Here is a 19,441-nt window from a genome sequence, read left to right as displayed (position 1 = left end):
TGGCTCACCCCTTCCTAGCGATGCCGGCCGGCACCGCAGACTTGAGTCGGTACGCCGACGTGCGCCCGGCTACGACCCGCTCATAGTTGTCATCGATGCCAATGGTTGTCTCGGCCGCGCCCAGGAAGAGCCAGCCATCGGGCCGCAGCATCCGCCCGATGTTCCTCAGCACGGTGCGTTTGGTATCCACGTCGAAGTAGATGAGCACGTTCCGCAGGAAGACGATGTCGAACGCCGGCATCGGCGGCAGCGGCGCGGTCAGGTTCAGCCGCGTGAAGGAGACGTTGCGCCGCAGCGAGGGCACGATCCGCCAGTGTGCGCCGGCCCGCTCGAAGTAGTGCACGAGCTGCGCGGCCGGCAGCCCTCGGTTGATCTCCACCTGGCTGAACTCGCCGGCCTCGGCCCGCTTGATCATTTCGGTGGAGATGTCGCTGCCGACGATCTCGTAGTTCCAGCCGGCCGGCAGCGCCTGTTGCAGCAAGATCGCCAGGCTGTACGGCTCCTGCCCGCTTGAGCACGCCGCCGACCAGAACCGCAGCTTGCGGCTGGTCGCCCGGGCACTGATCAACTCCGGCAGGAGCTGCTCGGTCAGGGCGGTGAACGGCTCACGGTCCCGGAACCAGGACGTCTCGTTCGTGGTCAGCGCGTCCACGATCATCCGCTGATGCGTGGGATCCGGCCGGCGCTGGATGTTCGCCAGGAACTCGGTCACGCTTGCCGCACCGACCTGGCGTGCCACCGGGATCAGCCGGGCCTCGACAAGGTACTCCTTGCCGGGCGCCAGCACGATCGACGCCTCGCGGCGCACCATGCCCGCAACGAACGAGAAGTCTTGTTGAGACAGTGTCATCGAGTCACCACCTTCGGCCGGGCCGTGCGGCCGGCATTCACACGAGAGGTCAGGTACGGGCCGATCTGGTCCAGCGGCAGCACGGTGTGTGCAAGATTCGCGGTGACCACCGCGCCGGGCATTCCCCACACCACCGAGGTCGCCTCGTCCTGCGCGACGATCTCGGCGCCGGCCGCCCGAAGCTCCTGGCAGCCGTTTCGGCCGTCCTGACCCATGCCGGTCAGGATCACGGCCAGGGTCGACGGGCCGTAGGCGCGGCCCACCGCGCGGAACATCACGTCCACCGCGGGCCGGCAGGAGTTCTCCGGCGGCGCCGTGGACAGCTGGGTGAGCACGCCGGTCCCCCGCTTGACCAGGACGAGGTGGCGATCGCCGGGGGCGATGTACATGACCCCCGGCTTGAGCGTCAGATTCTCAGTGGCCTCGACGACCTGGATGGCGTTGGTCCGGTCGAGGCGCTCGGCGAACATCTTGGTGAAGACCGGCGGCATGTGCTGGGTGACCACCACCGGCACCGGCAGATCGGCCGGGAACGACTGGACCACCCGGGCAAGCGCGTCCGGGCCTCCGGTCGAGCAGCCCACCGCGATCAGGTCGATGCGGCCGCTCGGCGCGCCCGCGCCGCCGCTTGGCGCCGGGCCGCCGGAAAGGGGCGGCAGGCCGGGCCGGCCGACCGCGGGGCCGGGAGGACCGTAACCGGGGCGGGCCGGGGCCATCGGGCGCGCCGGCGGGCGACCCGCAGCCGGGGGCCCGCCACGGCGTCCGGCCAGCGCGTGGATCTTCGGGACCAGCTGGTCGCGGACCGCCTGGATGGAGGCTTGGACGCTGCCCACGTTCGCCGGCTTGGTGACGTAGTCGGTGGCACCCGCGGCCAGCGCGTCAAGCGTGGCGGAGGCGCCCGCGGCGCTCAGCGTGCTGAACATGATCACCGGGATCTTCGGGTGCCGCTTGCGCAGCTCCCGTACGGCCTCGATGCCGTTCATCTCCGGCATCTCGATGTCCATCGTGATGACGTCCGGCTTCAGCTGATCGACCTTGGCCTGTGCGAGACGGCCGTTGGAGGCGGTGCCGACGACCTTGATATTCGGCATGCCGTCGAGCGCGTCCGTGATCAGGCGGCGGACGACCACTGAATCGTCTACCACCATCACTGCGATCGTCACTTCGTCGCCTCCCTGCGCCACGTCCGGCGGGTCGGCGCGCCATGCTGCGCACCCCGCCCGCAACCTTGAATCGACCCCACTGCGACCGAATTGAGGCTTTCTCGCACCGGGGATATAACGGTCAGGACAGCCATGCCGGCCCCAAAGCGGCGACGACCGGGCTCAACAGCCGGTGCGCGGTGCCGGTGTCCAGCAGATCGCGCACCACAAGTGCCTGCACCGCGCCACTGAGCATGTTCCAGACGCCGCCCGCACGCGCGGACATCGGCACCGCGGACGTGTCGATCGCCTGCACCAGCAGCAGCTGGGCGGCCGCCGCGGTGCGGATCCGATCGGACAGGTACGCGGCCCAGGACGCGGAATGCACTGCGGGTGACCAGCCGCCGGAGTTCACCCGGGCGTCCTCGCCGGACCGGGTCAGCCGTTCCACGTCCGCGGCGGTAAGCGAACGAAGGCGTTCCAGCAGCGAGGACACCACGTAGTGGTGCGGTCCCAGGTCCACCGGCGGGCCACCTGGCAGCTTGCGCACCGCGGAGACCCAGCCCGCGCCGAGCCTGCGCCGCACGTTCTCGTCAAGCACCTCGCGCAGATAGGTCGCGACCACCGCGTCACAGAGCAGCGCTGTCGCCTGCTCCGCGACCTCCTCCTGGCGCGCGCCCCGGCCCTTGCCGGTCCACGTCCAGGACATCACGTCGTACCGCACGCAGGTGAGCAACGAGTCGACGCTGCCGATCGGGGCCCGTTCCACCATGGTGAGCGCGGCCATGGAGTCCTCCATGTCCGACAGCCCGCGCAGCGACGGGACCTGGCGGGCCGCGCTCTCCACTTCGAGCCACAGCGGCGCGCGGATCTCCTCGTTCGGCAGCGCGCCGGCCAGGATCGGCAGGTCGTCCCGGCTCAGCCGCAACGACCGGAGCAGCACCTCGGCGGTCGCGGCGCCGCCGGCCAACCGGGTCAGGTCGAAGCCGAGCACGGGCGCACTGACAAGGCTGTACACGAGTAATCAGCACCCGGCCTTAAACAGCGGACCCCTGTGCCGCACGGCCGCCGGAAGATCGGCGGCGCGTCGGCGCAGGGGTCCGGAGATGATCAATTGCCTAGCCCGCGGCCGGCGTGCGGTAGGTGTCGACGGCCTGCGCCACGTTGAGCGCCAGCATCAGGCGGCCTTCCAGCTTGAACGTGCCGACCACCAGATCGCGGGTCGGCCCGTTCAGCGTGTCCGGCGGTGGTTCGAACGTGGCCTCGTCCAGGTCCACAACCTCGCCGATCTTGTCGACCAGCAGGCTGACCGGCTCCTCGTCGCCGCGCAGGATCACGTTCATCACCGGGCCGTCAAGCGTCTGCCGGGGCAGGCCCAGCTGCACGCGCAGGTCCACCGCCGCGATCACCTGACCGCGGAGGTTGAACAGGCCGCCGACCGCGGACGGTGCAAGCGGCACCATCGTGTACTCGTTGTACGAGAGCACCTCCTGCACGGTGTGCACCTCGACCCCGAAGAGCTGGCCGGCCACCTCGAAGGTGGCGTATTGGCGGGTCGCCATCTCAGGCCTCCACGAGCATCTCGTCGTCCTGCAGGTCGCTGTAGAAGTTCGGGTCGGCCGCGACGATTGCGCGGCGGACGTCGAGCAGCTCCGTGACCCGCTGCTGGATGACGGCGGTGCCGACCAGGCCGTCGTCGTCGACGTTCCGGCGGGCCGTCATCGCGTCCTCCACGATGTCGACGATCTTGTCGACGACAAGCGCGACACTTCGCTCGCCCTCGCTGTAGACCACCACCGAGACCGTCTCGCCGGTCTCCTCCGGCATGGCGCCGAGCAGATACGACAGCCGGACCAGCGGCAGGATCTGACCGCGGTACTGGACGACCTCCCGGCTGCCGGCGTGCTCGATCTTCGCGATCGGGAACTCCTCCAGGCGGGTGACCGTGTCGAGCGGGATCGCCACCCGGCGCTCGCCGACCGCGGTGACAAGCAGGCGCTCGGCGTTGTCCGCCGGGCCGCGCGGGTCCCGGGCGCTGATGCTCGAGTCGCGCTCGGAGCTGGTCGCCAGGTTCGAACGGCGGGCCAGCGACGCGACGTCCAGGATCAGGCCGACCTTGCCGTGGCCCAGGATGGTGGCGCCGGCGTACAAGCCCACGTCCTTGAACCGGGAGTTGAGCGCCTTGACCACCACCTCCTCGGTGTTGAGGACGCGGTCCACCACAAGACCGAAGCTGCGGCCGTCCGCCTGCAGCACCACGATGTAGACGCCCTGGTCACCGCCGACCGGCAGGCCGAGCGTGCGGTCCAGCCGGACCAGCGGGAGCAGCCGGCCGCGCAGCCGGTAGACCGGGGCGCCGGACGCGTACTCGATCTTCGTCGAGTTGCCGTCGATGAAGACCAGCTCCAGCACCGAGGCCTGCGGCACCACGTACCGCTGGTCGGCGCAGTCGATGGTGAGCGCCTGGATGATCGCCAGGGTGAGCGGGATGGTCAGGCGCCAGACGGTTCCCTTGCCGGGCACCGAGTCCACGCCGACCGCGCCGCCGACGCGCTCGATGTTCGTCTTCACCACGTCCATGCCGACGCCGCGGCCGGAGACGTTGGTGACCTTGGCGGCGGTGGAGAACCCGGGCTGGAAGACCATCGCCATGATCTCGCGCCGGTCCATGGTCGCGATCTGCTCCGGCTTGGCCAGGCCGTTCTCCACTGCCTTCTTCGCGATGCGCTCCACGTTCAGGCCGGCGCCGTCGTCGGCGACCTCGACCGTCACGTGACCACCCTCGTGGAACGCGCGCAGCGTGAGCGTGCCCTCCGGGCCCTTGCCCGAGGCGATGCGGGTGGGGACGTCCTCGATGCCGTGGTCGACCGCGTTACGGACCAGGTGGGTGAGCGGGTCCTTGACCGCCTCCAGAAGCGTCCGGTCGAGCTCGGTCTCCTTGCCCTCCATGACCAGGTTGATCTGCTTGTCCAGCGCCTTGGAGAGGTCCCGGACGACCCGCGGCAGCTTCGACCAGATGTGGTCGATCGGCTGCATGCGGGTCTTCATGATGCCCTCTTGCAGCTCACTGGTGATCAGGTTGAGCCGCTGGGCACTGCGGATCATCGCCTGGTCGCCCAGGTCGGCCACGCCGCGGACCAGCTGGTTGCGGGCGAGCACCAGCTCACCCACCAGGTTCATCAGCCCGTCCAGCAGGTCGACGTCGACGCGGATCGCGCTGTCCGCCACGCTGCGCTTCGGCGCCTGGGACTGCACCGCGTCGGTCACCGCCGCCGGGGCCGCCTTGCCCTCGTCGAGCAGGATCGTGCCGAGCTTCCGCTCGTCGCCCTCGATCTGCTGCTGCAGCGCGGAGGCCACGTCGGTCTTGCTGGCCGCGCCGGACTCGACAAGCTGCTCACCGATCGGCTTGCGCTGCTCGTCGATCGGGTCCGGTGCCGGGCGCTCGCCGGCGGCCTCGTCGTCCTCGAACGCGTCAGGCACGCCGGCAGGCGTCTTGGCAGGCTTCTCCTCGGCCGGGGCCTCGGCTGCGGCAGGAGCGGCGGCGGCTGGCGCGGCGCCCGGCTCGGCCATCTGCCGGTTGACTGTGGCGATGATGCCGTCGACGTCGACGTCGCCCTCGGCGCCGCTCTCCTCGATGGTGGCCAGCAGCGCCCGGACGCCGTCAAGCATCGCCAGCAGTGCGGTGATGGTCTCCGCGGTGACCGGCTGGACGCCGTCCCGAAGGCGCGACAGGAGTGACTCACCCGCGTGGGTCAGGGTCTCCAGCCGGGAGAACGCCAGGAACCCACTGGTGCCCTTGATTGTGTGGATCGTCCGAAAGATGCGTGAGATCAGGTCACGCGATCCGGGGTCCTGCTCGAGCGACACCAGATCCCGGTCCAGCTGGTCCAGGTTCTCGTGACTCTCCATCAGGAACTCGCCGACGATCTCGCCAAGCTCTTCCACAGGCTTCCCTCCTGCTCCGGTGCAGGAGCCCTATCGACCGAAAAAGGACGTACTTGAGGAATCAGGCATCGGGGTTGGCCTTCCGGTACCGGTAGCCGAAACCCCGCACCGATTCGATCGGCGACTCTTCGGGGTCGGACCAGCCGAGCTTGCGCCGCAACCGCAGCACCGCGAACTTCACCCGCTCCTGGCCGATGCCGGTGGGGTCGTCCCACGCCTGGGTCAGCAGCTGGTTCGGGCTGAGTACCGCACCGGCATGCCGGACGAGCGCGTTCAGCAGCCGGAACTCGGTGGGCGTCAGGCGCACCTCCTCGCCCTTGACGTAGACGCGCCTGCGGGTCGGGTCCAGGTGCACGACACCGTCGTCGTAGACCTGGCTCGCCCAGCTGTTCTGCCCGGTCGAGGAGCGCCGCAACAGCGCCTCCACCCGGGCCAGCAGCTCCGCGTTAGCGAACGGCTTGGTCAGGTAGTCGTCCGCGCCGCCGCGCAGGCCGCGCACCTTCTCGGCCTCCTGACCGTGCGCGGTCAGCACAAGCACGGGCACGTCCGAGACGTCCCGAAGCCGTTCCAGCACCTGCCAGCCGTCCATCTCCGGCAGTCCCACGTCCAGGACCACCAGGTCCGGCTTCTCCGTGTAGGCCTCGCGCAGTCCGCTGCGGCCGTCCGAGGCATGCGAGATGTCATAACCGGCGCGGCCGAAGAGCATCCGCAGAGCCAGCGCGATGTCCGGATCGTCCTCGACGACCAGAAGCTTGCTCATCGGATCGCCCCCGCCCGGACACACATGGGTTCCTGCATTAACCCACCCCCTGAAGCACGCCCGGGTCCGCCCATATGGCATGAATCGGTTACGATGCCTATAAGGTGATATTAGGAGCAAACAACCGAACAGTCAGAGTTTATCGTGGGAAGTCACTGCTTGCGCCCGCATCCGAAATAGGACCGCTCTTGAAGACAGCGCCGGAGCCCGAGTCACGGGACGCATTCAAGGCCCAATTCCTCGCCGTCGTCTCGCACGAGTTGCGCACGCCGCTGACCTCCATCGCCGCTTTCACGGAGATGCTGTCCGGCGAGGATCTGCCGGAAGGCGAGCGGCCGACCGCGCTCTCCGTGGTGCAGCGCAACACCGAGCGCATGCTTGTCCTGGTCGAGGATCTGATGCTGCTGGCCCGCCTGGAGTCCGGCGATCTGCCTGTGGAGACGGAGCCGGTCGACCTGGTCCCGCTCCTCACCGGCGCCGGCCGGGAGATCGAGCACGTGGTACCGACCGCCGCGGTCCGCACCGTGATCGACACCGGTCCGCCCGTGCCCGGCGACGCCGCCCTGCTGCGCCAACTGTTCTACGCGGTCACCGGCGCCATGACCGCCCGCGCGCTCGACGGCTCCAGCGAGATCAAGGGTGCCTGCTTCGGCGACCACTGGACCGTCACGGCCCGCAGCACCCAGGCCGAGACGCTCACCGACGAGTACTTCCTGGCCACCTCACTGCCGGTCCCGCGCGGCGACCGTACCCGCAGCCTGGCCCTCTGGATGCTGTTGGCCCGCGCGATCGCCCACCGCCACGGCGGCGCGATCTCGATCACCTACGACCCGCACACCGGCGCCTCCATCACGGTCCGCCTGCCGACCCGCTGAGCCCGGAACCAGACCCAGACCAAGATCTAATTCATGTGCCCGCTCTGCGGGTGGTCCGGCCCGCATGCTCCCGCGGGCAAACCTGCGCGCCGGGCTCCGCTGGCGCTCCGCACGTCGCTTCGGAGCCGGCCCCGCCGCGCCAAACCCTCAAGCAAGATCAACGCCCGCGGCACCCCGACACGCTTCCCGGCAGCCTTTGCTCTGCTTACCTAGCGGCAAAGCCGCCTAAATCGCGCGTACATGGCGTCCGGGCCCGGCGGATCGCACCGGGCTGCAGCGAAAGGGACGTCGGTGGTCCAAGGGGATCGAGAGCCTCCGCGTGGGCCACCGGCCCCGGTCAGGGTATGTAGTCCTCGAGCCGGGCCGGGGTCAGGCCGGCCTCGTGGATCGCCTTGAGCACGGCCAGGAAGTCGTCGGCGAACTGCGGCCGGAAGTGCATGAGGATGATGTCGCCGGGCTGGACCTTGTGCTCGGTCTGGTAGAAGACCTTGCCGTGGTCGGTCGCCTCGCGCCAGAAGAACGCCGCCTTCATGCCGCAGTCGTGCACCGCCTTGAGGGTGTTGGCGTCGTGGTTGCCGAACGGCGGCCGGAAGAGCGTCGGCCGTTCCCGGTAGTACTCCGTCAGCTTGTCGGAGCCCCCACAGATCTCCTTTTTCTGGGCGTCGTAGGACATGCCCTCCAGGTTGGGGTGGCTGATCGTGTGGTTCTGGATGGTGGCACCGCCCTGGTCGCGCAGCGGCGTGAAGTAGCCCGGGTCGGACTTGATCGCGTCGATCTCGAGAAACAGCGTGACCGGCACGTGCGCCGCCTGGAACAGCGTGAGCGCCATCGGGTCCTTCGACCAGCCGTCGTCGATCGTGATGAAGGCGATCTTCTGCTCGGTCGGGATGCTGCTGAACCAGCCCGCGCTGCCGTTCGTCGGCAGCGTGACCTTGGTCGGCGCGGGCGGCGGCCCGAACGTGGGCACCCGCTTGCGCATGTCCTCCGGCAACGCCGCCAGGGCGGCCTGCCGCGCCACCTCCTCCGGCGGCGGAGCGCTCGGCACGGCGGCCGACGGCGCGGCGACGGGGGCGGCCGACGCCTCCGTGCGCTCGGGAGCCGCGCCCCCGGCGCAACCGGCGGCGATCGTCATGACCGTGGCCGCCGCGGCGAACGCGCGCACCATCCGGCTCGTCCTCACAGGCCCGTCCTCACACTCGACTGGTCGTTACCCGTGCTGACCCATCGAGAGGACGGTTCGGTTGCTGGGCGTGCGCTTGTTCACTTCGGTGAACTCCGCGCCCGGCCGTGTCAGCCGGTGCCGGAGCGGTACGGGCCTTGGCAGACCTGCTGTTCGCGGGCCGCGCGGCGGGAGAAGGCGAGGATCTTGGACGCTGTCGAGCGGCGGTTGCGGGCCGACGCGGACGCGTCCGGCGATCTCGCTTGAAACGCCTTCCACCGGCTCAAGCAATTCCGGGCCGTCGCCGCCAGGCATCAAACACTGCCTAGACGGCGGCCGAGGGAGTAGGGATGCCGTGGACGACATATTGATTGCGGCCGGCCCGCTTGGCGGCCTCCAGGGCTTCGCTTGCGCGCATGATGAGCGCCTGGCCGTCCTCGGAGCCGTTCCAGAGCGCGAGTCCCGCCGAGAACGTCTGACCGGACGGGGTGGCCTGCTGCAGGCGGGCGATGATCCGCTCGGCGGCGCGCAGCTGCACCCGGCTGAGGATCACGCCGAACTGGCCGTCGCCGTAGCGGACGAGCAGGTCGTCGGGGCGCACGTGGGTCCGCCACGACTCGCTGGTGTCGTGCAGGAGTTGGTCGCCGGCCGGACGCCCGTGCCGCTCCAGGTAGGCCGCGAAGTGGTCCAGGTCGAGCAGCACGATCAGCAGCGGGTACCGGCCGCGGTAGGCGGCGGTGACACGCCGCTCCAGCTCCTCCTCCCACGCGATGCTGTCGATGGCACCGGTCGGGGCGTCCATGAGAGCGAGACCTCCTAGGCCGTGTTGCTGTGGATCGCGGCGAGCCGAGGCACGGTCCAGGTGCCGTCCGGATGCACGGCGCGCGTGCCCACATTCAGGTGGGTGTTCGCGACGTGCGGCCAGGTGGTGCCGGGGTCTCGCCGCAGGCCGCCGGCATCCGCCATACACGGACCGGTCCTACGGCGGCCGGCCGCCAAGCCCGACTTCCTCATATCACCGGTATCGGCGTGCGGTCCCGGTTCCTGAGCGGTCGGGTTGCGAAGCGGTGGCCGAATTCGGCACCCGTTCGGGAACCTACTGCTCACCGCATAGCACCAGGTCTATCTGTCAGACCGCCGCACCACCCGCCGAACTTGATTGGCGTAACGCTGAGCGACACCGCACAGCGAACGCCAACCGAGAGGCACGCATCTTGCGCAACCTGGTCCGCTCCGCCGCCCTGACAGCCGTCGCCGCCGTGATCGTGATCGGTGGCACCGCCACCGCCGCGACCGCCGCCGTGACCCCGGCCACCACGCTGGAGACCCAGGTCGTCGCACAGACCAACGCCGAGCGCGCCAAGGCCGGCTGCAAGACGCTGGTCGTCTCCCCTGGCCTGACCAAGGCCGCCCGCGGACACTCCAGCGACATGGCCAAGTTCAACTACTTCTCCCACACCGGCCGTAACGGCTCCACCTTCACCCAGCGCGTGAAGTCCGCCGGCTACGCCCCGGCCGTAGGCGAGAACATCGCCTGGGGCTACGCGGGCACCACCGGCGTGATGACCGGCTGGATGAACAGCCCCGGCCACCGCAAGAACATCCTCAACTGCAAGGCCGCCAAGATCGGCGTCGGCGTCGCCCGCGACGCCAAGGGCACCATCTACTGGACCCAGGAATTCGGCGGCAAGTAAAGACTTCCCTCACCCCCCGTTGAGCTAGGGATCGGCGTCCTCGGACACCGATCCCTAGCTCTGTTTCCGGGTCAGATCTCGCAGCCGACAAGCACCGGCTCGGGGTGCAGCACCACGCCGAAGCGGTCCCGCACCCCGTCCCGGATCTCGCGGGCAAGCGTCAGCAGCTGCTCCGTGGTGCCGGAACCGCGGTTGGTAAGCGCCAGCGTGTGCTTGGTGGAGATGCTCACCGGGGCGTCGCCGCCGGGGTGTCCCTTGCCGAAGCCGGCCCGGTCGATCAGCCAGGCCGCACTGACCTTCACCACGCCGCCCTCGCCAGGCCAGCCGGGCGGCTCGCCGGTCTCCGCGGTCACGGCGCGCAGGTGCTCCCAGGCGGCGGCGTCAAGCACCGGGTTGGTGAAGAACGAGCCGACGGACCAGGTGTCCCGGTCGTCCGCGTCAAGCACCATGCCCTTGCCGGCCCGCAGCGCCAGCACGGTCTCGCGCGCGGCGGCCAGCGGCACCCGGTCGCCCTGGCCGACGCCGAGCGTACGGGCCAGCTCCGCGTACCGCACCGGGCTGGACCGGTCGGCAGGGCGCAGGCGGAAGTCGACGGCGAGCACGACGTACCGGTCGTTGTGCTTGAAGACGCTCGCCCGGTAGCCGAAGTCGCAGTCCGCCGCGGGCATGTCGCGGATGACCCCGTCCGCCCGGTCGTAGACGGTGACGGACGAGATGGTCTCGGACACGTCCTGCCCGTACGCCCCGACGTTCTGGATCGGGGTGGCGCCGGACGAGCCGGGGATGCCGGAGAGGCACTCGACGCCGGCCCACCCGGACTCGACAGTCTCGGCGACGAACTCGTCCCAGGGGTGGCCGGCCTGCACTCTGACGATCAACTGGTCCGGGCGGCGGCTGATCACCTCCACGCCCCGGCTGCGGACCAGGATCGCGGTCCCGGCGAATCCGGCGTCCCCGATGACCACGTTGCTGCCTCCGGCGAGCAACAGGACGGGGTCGCCCGAACGACTCGCAGCCCTCGTCAAATCGACCAGTTCGTCCGCATTTTCGGCTGACATCAGCCGGGTGGCGGGCCCGCCGAGCCGCAACGTGGTGTGCGGAGCGAGCGAACTGGGGACTGTCGAGCCTGCGACGGTGGGCGTTTCAGCGCTAACGTCGTGCACGCCCCTAACCCTAGGCTGGGGACGAGCGGACTGGGCGGCCGCGTGGGAGGAACGGTCATGACGAAGCTGCATGCCACGAAAGACTTCTGGATCGGTGCGCTGCGCGCCGAGGGTCCCGCGTTCCGCGCGGCCCTGGAGGAACAGGCGCCGGACGCGCCGGTCCCTACCTGTCCGGAGTGGACCGTGACGGACCTCATCGGACATCTGGGCGGCTTCTACGATTGGATAGGCACGCATGTGACGCGCGGTGTGACGACCGCGCCTGAGAACCTCCGGCCGGCGACCACGGTCCCGGCCGGCGTCGACCCGAAGGCGTGGTGGGACGAGCGGTTCGCCGCCGCGCTCGCGACGCTCGAGGGCGTGGAGGAAGATCTTCCGGCCTGGAACCCGATGCCCGCGCCGAAGAAGGCCGCGTTCTGGCTGCGCCGGGCCGCGCAGCACACCGCGGTGCACCGGTGGGACGCCCAGATGACGGTCGGGCTGGCCGAGCCGATCGAGGCGAAACTTGCGGCCGACGGCATCGCGGAGCTGCTCGACACGCTGCTCCCGGGCGGCCGGGGCGCCGGTGCGCGGGACAAGTACGGCGTGGTCCAGCTGGTCGCGTCCGACCTGGAGCACGAGTGGTTCGTGCGACTGCGCGGCGAGGGTCTGGCGCTGCTGGACACGGACACGATTCTCGATTCGGACGACCACCACGCGCGGGTGCTCGCCACCGGGCCGGCGAGCGATCTACTGCTGGCATTCTGGGGTCGGCTCGGGTTCGACTCGCTCGAAGTGTCGGGAGAGCGTTCTCTGCTGGACGGCCTGCGCATCGGCTGAGGGGTCACGTCGTCATGATCCAAGAGTGATAATGGCGACGTGACTAACCCTTCAACACAGAGCGTGACGTTCCCGGAGGGCTTCCTCTGGGGGTCCGCAACGGCCTCCTACCAGATCGAGGGCGCCGCCCGTGAAGACGGGCGCGGGCCCTCGATCTGGGACACGTTCAGCCGTACGCCGGGCAAGGTCTACGCCGGGCACACCGGCGACGTCGCCTGCGACCACTACCACAGGTACCGCGACGACGTGGCCCTGATGGCGGACCTCGGACTCCAGGCGTACCGGTTCTCCATCGCGTGGCCACGCATCCAGCCGGACGGCACCGGCCCGGTGAACCCCGCCGGCCTCGACTTCTACGACCGGCTGGTGGACGAGCTGCGCGGCAAGGGGATCACCCCGGTCGTCACGCTCTACCACTGGGACCTGCCGCAGTCGCTTGAGGATCGCGGCGGCTGGACCTCCCGGGACACCTCCTACGCGTTCGCGGACTACGCGCTCGCGGTGCACAAGCGGCTCGGCGACCGGGTCGAGACCTGGACCACGCTCAATGAGCCGTGGTGCTCCGCCTACCTGGGCTATGCCTCAGGCGTGCACGCGCCCGGCATCAAGGACCCGGAGTCCGCGTTCAAGGCGGTTCACCACCTGCTGCTCGGGCACGGCCTGGCGACCCGGGCGCTCCGCGATGCGGGCGTGCAGAAGCTGGGCATCACGCTCAACCCGGCCGCGGTCTCCCCCGCCGATCCGGACAGCGAGGCGGACGTGGCCGCCGCCCGCCTGGTCGACGGCCTGCAGAACCGCATCTTCTTCGACCCGATCCTGCGCGGCAGCTACCCGGACGACGTGCTGCGGCACATCCGCCGGTTCAGCGACCTGAGCTGGCTGCAGACCGGCGACGAGGCGCTGATCGGGCAGCCGATCGACGTGCTCGGCATCAACTACTACTCGCCGTCCTACGTCAGGTCGAAGCCGGGCATCGAGGGCAATCCGACCGCGCCGGGGACCGAGGGCATCGAGTTCCTGCCGCCGGCCGGCCCGGTCACGGACATGGGCTGGGCGATCGAGCCGGCCGCGCTGACCCGGCTGCTTGAGCGCATCCACGCGGACTACCCGGGCACCGCGCTGATGATCACGGAGAACGGCGCGGCGTACCCGACCGGCCCGGACGAGACCGGGGACCGCGTGCCGGACGTGGAGCGCGTCGCCTACCTGGACGGGCACCTGCGCGCCTGCCACGAGGCGATCTCGCGCGGCGTCGACCTGCGTGGCTACTTCGTGTGGTCGCTGATGGACAACTATGAGTGGGCCGAGGGCTACAACAAGCGCTTCGGCGTGGTCTACGTGGACTACCACACCCAGCGCCGCATCCCGAAGGACAGCGCGCGCTTCTACTCCCAGGTCATCCGCAACAACGGGCTCTGAGAAAACACCACAAAAATGCCGCGGGGGTACGCGTACCCCCGCGGCATTTTGATCTTGAAGATACAAACTCAGCCGAAGCGACCGGTGATGTAGTCCTCGGTCCGCTTCACGCTCGGGTTCGAGAAGATCTTCTGGGTGTCGTCGTACTCGATGAGGCGGCCCGGCTCGCCGGTCTTGTCGATCGAGAAGAAGGCGGTGCGGTCCGAGACGCGCGCCGCCTGCTGCATGTTGTGCGTGACGATGATGATCGTGAACCGGTCCTTCAGCTTGAAGATCAGGTCCTCGATCGCAAGCGTCGAGATCGGGTCGAGCGCGGAGCACGGCTCGTCCATCAGCACGACCTGCGGCTCGACCGCGATGGTGCGGGCGATGCAGAGCCGCTGCTGCTGACCGCCGGAGAGGCCTGCGCCCGGCTTCTCCAGCCGGTCCTTGACCTCGTCCCACAGGTTCGCCGAGCGGAGCGACGTCTCCGCCGCCTCCTGCAGCACCGACTTCTTCTTGACGCCGTTGAGCCGCAGGCCGGCCACCACGTTGTCGAAGATCGACATGGTGGGGAACGGGTTCGGGCGCTGGAACACCATGCCGATCAGACGGCGGACGGCGGTGACGTCCACGTTCTTGTCGTAGATGTTCTCCTGGTCGAGCGTCAGCGTGCCCTCGACCCGGGCGTTCGGCAGGACCTCGTGCATCCGGTTGATCGACCGGAGGAACGTGGACTTGCCGCAGCCGGACGGGCCGATGAGCGCGGTGACGGTCTTCGGCTCGACGACGATGTTGACGTTCTCGATGGCCTTGAATGAGCCGTAGTAGGCGTTGACGTTCGTCGCCTCGACGCGCTTTGCCATTGTCGTTTCTCCTCGGGGGTGGTGCAGCTTCAGCGAGTCAGCCGGTTGCGGCGGGCGAGCAGCTTCGCGGCGATGGTCAGGATGAGGACCAGCGCCACCAGGGTGAGCGCCGCCGTCCAGGCGCGGTCCGGGGAGAACCGCGAGGAGTCGGTGGCCTGGCTGAACACGTACAGCGAGAGCGACGACTGGTTGTTCTGGAACGGGTTGAAGTTGATCGCCGCGGTGCCGCCTGCGACGAGCAGTACCGGCGCGGTCTCACCTGCGGCGCGGGCGATCGACAGCATGATGCCGGTGACGATGCCGGGCAGCGCGGTCGGGATGACGATCCGCAGGATCGTCTTCCACTTCGGCACGCCCAGCGCGTACGCGCCCTCGCGGAGCGGCGCCGGCACCAGCCGGAGCATCTCCTCGGTGGAGCGCACGATCGTCGGCAGCATCAGCACGCTCAGCGCGAGCGCGGCGGCGAAGCCTGAGTACTGCGGCGTCCCGTTGTTGAACAGCGGCGAGATGATCAGCACCCAGAACGCGAGCACGAAGAGGCCTGCCACGATGGACGGGATGCCTGTCATCACGTCGACGAAGAAGCGGATCGCCAGCGACAGCCGGCCCCGGCCGTACTCCACCAGGTAGATCGCGCCGAGCACACCGAGCGGGATGGTGATCAGCGCGGCGATGCCGACCTGCTCAAGCGTGCCGACGATCGCGTGGTACGCGCCGCCGTTCGGGTCACGCGCGCCGATGTTGTTCATCGACGTGAGGAAGAAGCCGGCGTCGAACCGGTTGATGCCGTTCGAGATCAGCGTCCAGGTGACCGAGGCCAGCGGCAGGATCGCCAGCACACAGGCGGAGTGGATCAGCGCGCTCCAGGTGCGGTTGCGCGCGGACCGGGGGCCCTCCACCGCGTTCGTCGCGATCCAGAAGCCGACCAGGTAGAAGACGGCGCCGAGCACGACGACGAGCACCCAGTTGCCGATGCCGGTGCCGAGCACAAGCGCGGCGGAGAGCGCGAGCGCCACCACAGCCGTGGCGAACGCGGCCCAGACGGGCAGCCGCTTGGTGTGCAGGCTGCCGGCCGTCACGTCCTGTTCCGGGGCGAGAATCGTCATGCTGCCACATCCGTGAACTCGCGGCGGCGGTAGATGATCACGCGAGCGACCATGTTGACCACCAGGGTGATGGCGAAGAGGACCAGGCCGGAGGCGATGAGCGCGCCACGGCCGATGTCGTCGGCCTCGCCGAACCCGTTGGCGATGTTGGAGGCGATCGTGACGCCGCCGTTCTGGATCACGTTCGCCGTGATGACGAACGACGAGCCGAGCGTCATGGCCAGCGCGATCGTCTCGCCGAGCGCGCGGCCGAGGCCGAGCATCACCGCGGCGATCACGCCGGGGCGGCCGTAGGGCAGGACCGCGGTGCGGACCATCTCCCACTTGGTGGCGCCGAGCGCGAGCGCGGCCTCCTCGTTCTGCTTCGGCGTCTGCATGAACACCTCGCGGGAGAGCGAGGTGACGATCGGCAGCACCATGATCGCCAGAACCAGCGAGCCGAGCAGGATCGAGTTGCCGAACGGCCCGTTGCCCCCGAAGAGCGGGATCCAGCTGAAGTAGGTGTTGAGCCACACCGAGAAGTCCCGGACCGGCTCGATGAAGACCGAACGACCCCAGAGACCGAAGACCACCGAGGGTACGGCCGCGAGCAGGTCGATGACGAACCCGAGCCAGGTCGCGACCCGCCGGTGCGCGTAGTGCGACAGGAAGAGCGCGATGCCGAGCGCGATCGGGACGGCCACGACCAGCGCGATGACCGCCGAGAGCACGGTGCCGAAGACGACCGCCGCGATGCCGAACCGCGGGTCCGCGCTGTTGGCGTGCCACTCGTTGAAGGTGAAGAAGTTCTCCTGGTTGGCCCGGAGAGCCGGAATCGCCTTGGAGATCAGGAAGACCGCGATCGCCACGATGATGACCAGGACCATGATGCCGGCGGCCTGCGTCAGGCCCCGGAAGGCCGGCTCGGCGCCGAAGGCCTTGGCTCGCGGCAGAGAGCTGCCACCGCCCCGGCTGATGTTGTCAGGCAGTGCCGTGTTGGCGTGGTGGCCCTCGGAAGACGCCGCGGCGCCGGCGGACCGGGTGCTGTGCGCACCTGGCCCGCCGGCGCTGGCGTCGACCGAGCGGGGTGGGGTGTCACCCATCTGCGCGCTCCGTCTTAGGCGTTCGAATCGGGGGGTTGTCTACCGTCAGGCGATCGCGGCGACCGCGGTCTCGACCTTGGCGCGGACCGACTCCGGCAGCGGGGCGTAGCCCAGCTCGAGGAGCGTGGCCTGGCCGGTGGTGCTGGCCGCGTAGCCGAGGAAGCCCTTGATCAGCGCGAGCTTGTCGGCGGAGTTGCCGGCCGAGCAGGCGATCTCGTAGGTGACCAGGACGATCGGGTAGGCGCCCGCGGTCGTGGTCGCGTAGTCGACGGACATCTTGAGGTCGTTGCCGGTACCGGTGACCTTGGCGCCCTCGATGGTCTTGCCGGCCGCCGCGGCGGTCAGCTCGGTGTACTCGCCCGCGCCGTTCTTGACCTTGGCGGTGGTGAGGTCGGAGTTCTCCGCGAAGGACATCTCCACGTAGCCGATGGAGCCGGCCGCACCCTTGACCGAGGTCGCGATGCCGTCCGAGCCCTTCTGGCCCGTACCGCCGGTGATTGCGGACGGCCAGGTCTTGGCGGCCGGGAAGGTCCAGTCAGCCTCGGCGACCTTCGCCAGGTACTTGGTGAAGTTCTCGGTGGTGCCCGACTCGTCGGAGCGGTGCACCGGGTTGATCGTGGTGTCCGGCAGGGTCACACCGGCGTTGTCGGCGGCGATCTCCGGCGCGTTCCACTTGGAGACCTTGCCGGCGAAGATCTTGGCGATCGTGGCCGAGGAAAGGTTTAGTCTGTCCACGCCGTCCAGGTTGAAGACGATCGCGATCGGGCCGATGACGGCCGGAAGGTGGATGGCCGGGTTGCCGGCGCAGCGCTGGTCGGCCTGCGGCTGCTGGTCGTCCTTGAGCGCCGAGTCCGAACCCGCGAAGTCAGCGGTACCGGAGATGAAGGCGGTGATGCCGGCGCCGGAGCCCGAGCCCTCGTAGTTGATCGTCGAGCCGGCGCACGCCTGCTGGTACGCCTTGATCCACTCAGCGACCGCGTTCTTCTGCGCCGAGGAACCCTGAGCGTTGAGCGTGCCGGTCGCGCAGTTGGCGGCCGCCGGTGCCGACGCCGCGCCGCCGCCAGGGGCAGCCGTCTCCGTGTTGTCCGATCCGCAGGCGCTCGCAGCGAGCACCGTGGTCAGGGCGAGGCACGCGAGAGCGCCATGCCGGTGGAGCTTCACCTTGGGAATTCCCTTCAAGTGGACGGTTCGCCGGGTTGGGCGTCCCGGCCGCCGGAGTCGCACCGGCTGATTGCAAGCTAGGAGGGTCAGGTAGCCGTAACGCCCGGTGTAAGTGAACAAGGACTTAACAGGTCCGGCCTCGAAGGTGACCTGAGGCTGAGGTATGGATGTCCGTTACGTGAACCGCGTTCCCCTTGGGCGGAATATCGTATATATCCGGTCAGCCGAGATCACTATGAGTTGTTGCCGTGATACCGCCGTTATCAAAATTGCAGGTCAGGCGGGCACGGCAAAGGGCCCGCCGAGCGCGATGTAGATCACCGCGACGACGGGCCCTTGGGCGTTTTGTGGGGTCTTGTTACCCGACCGGGATGGGCGCGAGCTCCGACTCCGGCAGCGGACGGCTCGGCGGCACCACGAACTTGTAGCCCACCTGGCGGACCGTGCCGATCATCGACTCGTACTCCGAGCCGAGCTTCGCGCGCAGCCGCCGGACGTGCACGTCCACCGTGCGGGTGCCACCGAAGTAGTCGTAGCCCCAGACCTCGCGCAGCAGCTGGTCACGGGTGAAGACCCGGCCCGGGTGCTGCGCCAGGAACTTGAGCAGCTCGAACTCCTTGTACGTCAGGTCGAGCGGGCGGCCCTTGAGCTTCGCCGCGTACGTGTCCGGGTCGATGGTCAGCTCGCCGGCCCGGATCAGGCCACCGGCGCCGGCCGTCGCGTTGGTCAGCCTGCCGACCGCGAGCCGCAGCCGGGCCTCGACCTCGGCGGGCCCGGCACTGGCCAGGATGACGTCGTCCACACCCCAGTCCGCATTGAGCGCGATCAGACCGGCCTCGGTGACCACCGCGACGAGCGGCACGCCCAGTCCGGTCGCGTGCAGCATGCGGCAGGTGGCGCGGGCCTCGGCCAGCTCCGAGCGGGCGTCGACGAGAACAGCGTCCGGGCTGGGGCCCGAAACCAGGGTGCGCACATCGCGGGGAGCGGTTCGCACCGAGTGGGGAAGCAGATCGAGAGCGGGGAGCACGACGGACGGTTCCCCGGCGCGTGCCGTCACCAGCAGCAGAATTTCCACACAGACCTCCGTCCTGGCGGCGTCTAGACCGCACAGGTGACCGGTAGCAGCTCAAGCACCCAGGCCGGCTACCCCGAACTGGCGTCGGTCCCGGCGTCGCTGACGGGCGGTAAGGCATTACCTTAGCCGATTGTTAAAGAAAAGCGCTCCCACGAGTTCAAGGAGTGAGCAGGCGCGCTCTACTTTTGGTCCTCGCTTCGCTCGTCCGGGCTCGGGCGCTCTCGGGCGTTGGGGGGGGGGGGGGGGGGGGGGTTTGTTAGGTCTGGGGCGCCAGACAACAACACGACGCCGACAACCCCGCCCCCCCCCCAGGGGGGGGGGGGGGGGGGTGTGGAAGTGTGGGGGA

General features: G+C 69.2%; 19 protein-coding genes. 4 read left to right on the top strand and 15 right to left on the bottom strand.

Translation table 11 applies throughout. From position 1 onward, the window contains the following. Positions 1-4: 4 nt before the first annotated feature. From ACIA8K_RS12395 to ACIA8K_RS12370, 6 genes are all read right to left on the bottom strand, one after another. Positions 5-850, bottom strand: coding sequence for a CheR family methyltransferase (locus ACIA8K_RS12395; RefSeq protein ID WP_396057919.1), 846 nt, complete (start codon positions 848-850; stop codon positions 5-7). Next, the gene (locus ACIA8K_RS12390) at positions 847-2,013 is read right to left on the bottom strand and encodes a chemotaxis response regulator protein-glutamate methylesterase (protein WP_396057917.1); all 1,167 of its coding nucleotides are present in this window, start codon (positions 2,011-2,013) and stop codon (positions 847-849) included. The genes ACIA8K_RS12395 and ACIA8K_RS12390 overlap by 4 nt, the downstream gene beginning before the upstream one ends. 121 nt (positions 2,014-2,134) lie before the next feature. Beyond that, a complete protein-coding gene (locus tag ACIA8K_RS12385; protein ID WP_396057915.1) occupies positions 2,135-3,010 on the bottom strand; it encodes a hypothetical protein in 876 nt (291 codons plus the stop codon). 100 nt (positions 3,011-3,110) lie between these two features. Continuing rightward, positions 3,111-3,554, bottom strand: a complete 444-nt coding sequence (locus tag ACIA8K_RS12380; protein ID WP_396057913.1) for a chemotaxis protein CheW — start codon at positions 3,552-3,554, stop codon at positions 3,111-3,113. A gap of 1 nt (position 3,555) precedes the next feature. Beyond that, the gene (locus ACIA8K_RS12375) at positions 3,556-5,937 is read right to left on the bottom strand and encodes a chemotaxis protein CheW (RefSeq protein WP_396057911.1); all 2,382 of its coding nucleotides are present in this window, start codon (positions 5,935-5,937) and stop codon (positions 3,556-3,558) included. A 61-nt stretch (positions 5,938-5,998) separates the two neighbouring features. Next, positions 5,999-6,697: a response regulator transcription factor gene (locus ACIA8K_RS12370; RefSeq protein ID WP_396057909.1), complete on the bottom strand. Its 699-nt coding sequence runs from the start codon at positions 6,695-6,697 to the stop codon at positions 5,999-6,001. A 188-nt stretch (positions 6,698-6,885) separates the two neighbouring features. Here ACIA8K_RS12370 and ACIA8K_RS12365 point away from each other — a divergent pair, with 188 nt between their 5' ends. Continuing rightward, a complete protein-coding gene (locus ACIA8K_RS12365; protein ID WP_396057907.1) occupies positions 6,886-7,572 on the top strand; it encodes a sensor histidine kinase in 687 nt (228 codons plus the stop codon). Between the two features lie 337 nt (positions 7,573-7,909). Here ACIA8K_RS12365 and ACIA8K_RS12360 read toward each other — a convergent pair whose 3' ends face one another. From ACIA8K_RS12360 to ACIA8K_RS12350, 3 genes are all read right to left on the bottom strand, one after another. Continuing rightward, positions 7,910-8,752: a polysaccharide deacetylase family protein gene (locus tag ACIA8K_RS12360; RefSeq protein ID WP_396057905.1), complete on the bottom strand. Its 843-nt coding sequence runs from the start codon at positions 8,750-8,752 to the stop codon at positions 7,910-7,912. Positions 8,753-9,056: 304 nt separating this feature from the next. Then, positions 9,057-9,533: a GGDEF domain-containing protein gene (locus ACIA8K_RS12355; RefSeq protein ID WP_396057903.1), complete on the bottom strand. Its 477-nt coding sequence runs from the start codon at positions 9,531-9,533 to the stop codon at positions 9,057-9,059. A gap of 14 nt (positions 9,534-9,547) precedes the next feature. Then, positions 9,548-9,697, bottom strand: a complete 150-nt coding sequence (locus ACIA8K_RS12350; RefSeq protein ID WP_396057901.1) for a hypothetical protein — start codon at positions 9,695-9,697, stop codon at positions 9,548-9,550. Between the two features lie 248 nt (positions 9,698-9,945). On the opposite strand from ACIA8K_RS12350, the gene ACIA8K_RS12345 reads away from it, so the two are divergent. After that, positions 9,946-10,425 carry a CAP domain-containing protein gene (locus ACIA8K_RS12345; protein ID WP_396057899.1) on the top strand — a complete coding sequence of 160 codons (480 nt, stop codon included), beginning with the start codon at positions 9,946-9,948 and terminating at the stop codon, positions 10,423-10,425. 71 nt (positions 10,426-10,496) lie between these two features. On the opposite strand, the gene ACIA8K_RS12340 is transcribed toward ACIA8K_RS12345, so the two are convergent. Next, on the bottom strand, positions 10,497-11,588 hold the full coding sequence (locus tag ACIA8K_RS12340) for a UDP-N-acetylmuramate dehydrogenase (protein WP_396057897.1): 1,092 nt from the start codon (positions 11,586-11,588) through the stop codon (positions 10,497-10,499). Between the two features lie 57 nt (positions 11,589-11,645). On the opposite strand from ACIA8K_RS12340, the gene ACIA8K_RS12335 reads away from it, so the two are divergent. Both ACIA8K_RS12335 and ACIA8K_RS12330 read left to right on the top strand, forming a co-directional pair. Further along, a complete protein-coding gene (locus ACIA8K_RS12335) occupies positions 11,646-12,407 on the top strand; it encodes a maleylpyruvate isomerase family mycothiol-dependent enzyme (RefSeq protein WP_396057895.1) in 762 nt (253 codons plus the stop codon). Between the two features lie 39 nt (positions 12,408-12,446). Beyond that, positions 12,447-13,826, top strand: a complete 1,380-nt coding sequence (locus ACIA8K_RS12330; protein WP_396057893.1) for a GH1 family beta-glucosidase — start codon at positions 12,447-12,449, stop codon at positions 13,824-13,826. A 68-nt stretch (positions 13,827-13,894) separates the two neighbouring features. Here ACIA8K_RS12330 and pstB read toward each other — a convergent pair whose 3' ends face one another. The 5 genes from pstB to ACIA8K_RS12305 form a co-directional block, all read right to left on the bottom strand. After that, entirely contained in the window at positions 13,895-14,671 is a 777-nt protein-coding gene (gene pstB / locus ACIA8K_RS12325) for a phosphate ABC transporter ATP-binding protein PstB (RefSeq protein WP_396057891.1), read from the bottom strand. Between the two features lie 29 nt (positions 14,672-14,700). Continuing rightward, positions 14,701-15,777 (bottom strand): phosphate ABC transporter permease PstA, encoded by a 1,077-nt coding sequence (pstA, locus tag ACIA8K_RS12320; protein ID WP_396057887.1) that lies wholly within the window; start codon positions 15,775-15,777, stop codon positions 14,701-14,703. Beyond that, the gene (pstC, locus tag ACIA8K_RS12315) at positions 15,774-16,859 is read right to left on the bottom strand and encodes a phosphate ABC transporter permease subunit PstC (protein WP_396057885.1); all 1,086 of its coding nucleotides are present in this window, start codon (positions 16,857-16,859) and stop codon (positions 15,774-15,776) included. Before pstC ends, pstA begins: the two co-directional genes overlap by 4 nt. Before the next feature lie 45 nt (positions 16,860-16,904). Then, positions 16,905-18,020 (bottom strand): phosphate ABC transporter substrate-binding protein PstS, encoded by a 1,116-nt coding sequence (gene pstS / locus ACIA8K_RS12310; RefSeq protein ID WP_396057883.1) that lies wholly within the window; start codon positions 18,018-18,020, stop codon positions 16,905-16,907. 358 nt (positions 18,021-18,378) lie between these two features. Continuing rightward, positions 18,379-19,095, bottom strand: a complete 717-nt coding sequence (locus tag ACIA8K_RS12305) for a winged-helix domain-containing protein (protein ID WP_396057881.1) — start codon at positions 19,093-19,095, stop codon at positions 18,379-18,381. Positions 19,096-19,441: the final 346 nt, after the last annotated feature.

This window comes from Catenuloplanes sp. NPDC051500 (assembly GCF_044454585.1).
Lineage (GTDB): Bacteria > Actinomycetota > Actinomycetes > Mycobacteriales > Micromonosporaceae > Catenuloplanes.
This window is presented reverse-complemented; position numbering and strand designations above follow the sequence as displayed.

Excerpts from the sequence above, each read along its gene's own strand:
- ACIA8K_RS12395 (WP_396057919.1), bottom strand. The coding sequence starts at position 850 with ATGACACTGTCTCAACAAGACTTCTCGTTCGTTGCGGGCATGGTGCGC.
- ACIA8K_RS12380 (WP_396057913.1), bottom strand. The coding sequence starts at position 3,554 with ATGGCGACCCGCCAATACGCCACCTTCGAGGTGGCCGGCCAGCTCTTC.
- ACIA8K_RS12370 (WP_396057909.1), bottom strand. The coding sequence starts at position 6,697 with ATGAGCAAGCTTCTGGTCGTCGAGGACGATCCGGACATCGCGCTGGCT.
- ACIA8K_RS12355 (WP_396057903.1), bottom strand. The coding sequence starts at position 9,533 with ATGGACGCCCCGACCGGTGCCATCGACAGCATCGCGTGGGAGGAGGAG.
- ACIA8K_RS12350 (WP_396057901.1), bottom strand. The coding sequence starts at position 9,697 with ATGGCGGATGCCGGCGGCCTGCGGCGAGACCCCGGCACCACCTGGCCG.
- ACIA8K_RS12335 (WP_396057895.1), top strand. The coding sequence starts at position 11,646 with ATGACGAAGCTGCATGCCACGAAAGACTTCTGGATCGGTGCGCTGCGC.
- pstB (WP_396057891.1), bottom strand. The coding sequence starts at position 14,671 with ATGGCAAAGCGCGTCGAGGCGACGAACGTCAACGCCTACTACGGCTCA.
- pstA (WP_396057887.1), bottom strand. The coding sequence starts at position 15,777 with ATGACGATTCTCGCCCCGGAACAGGACGTGACGGCCGGCAGCCTGCAC.
- pstC (WP_396057885.1), bottom strand. The coding sequence starts at position 16,859 with ATGGGTGACACCCCACCCCGCTCGGTCGACGCCAGCGCCGGCGGGCCA.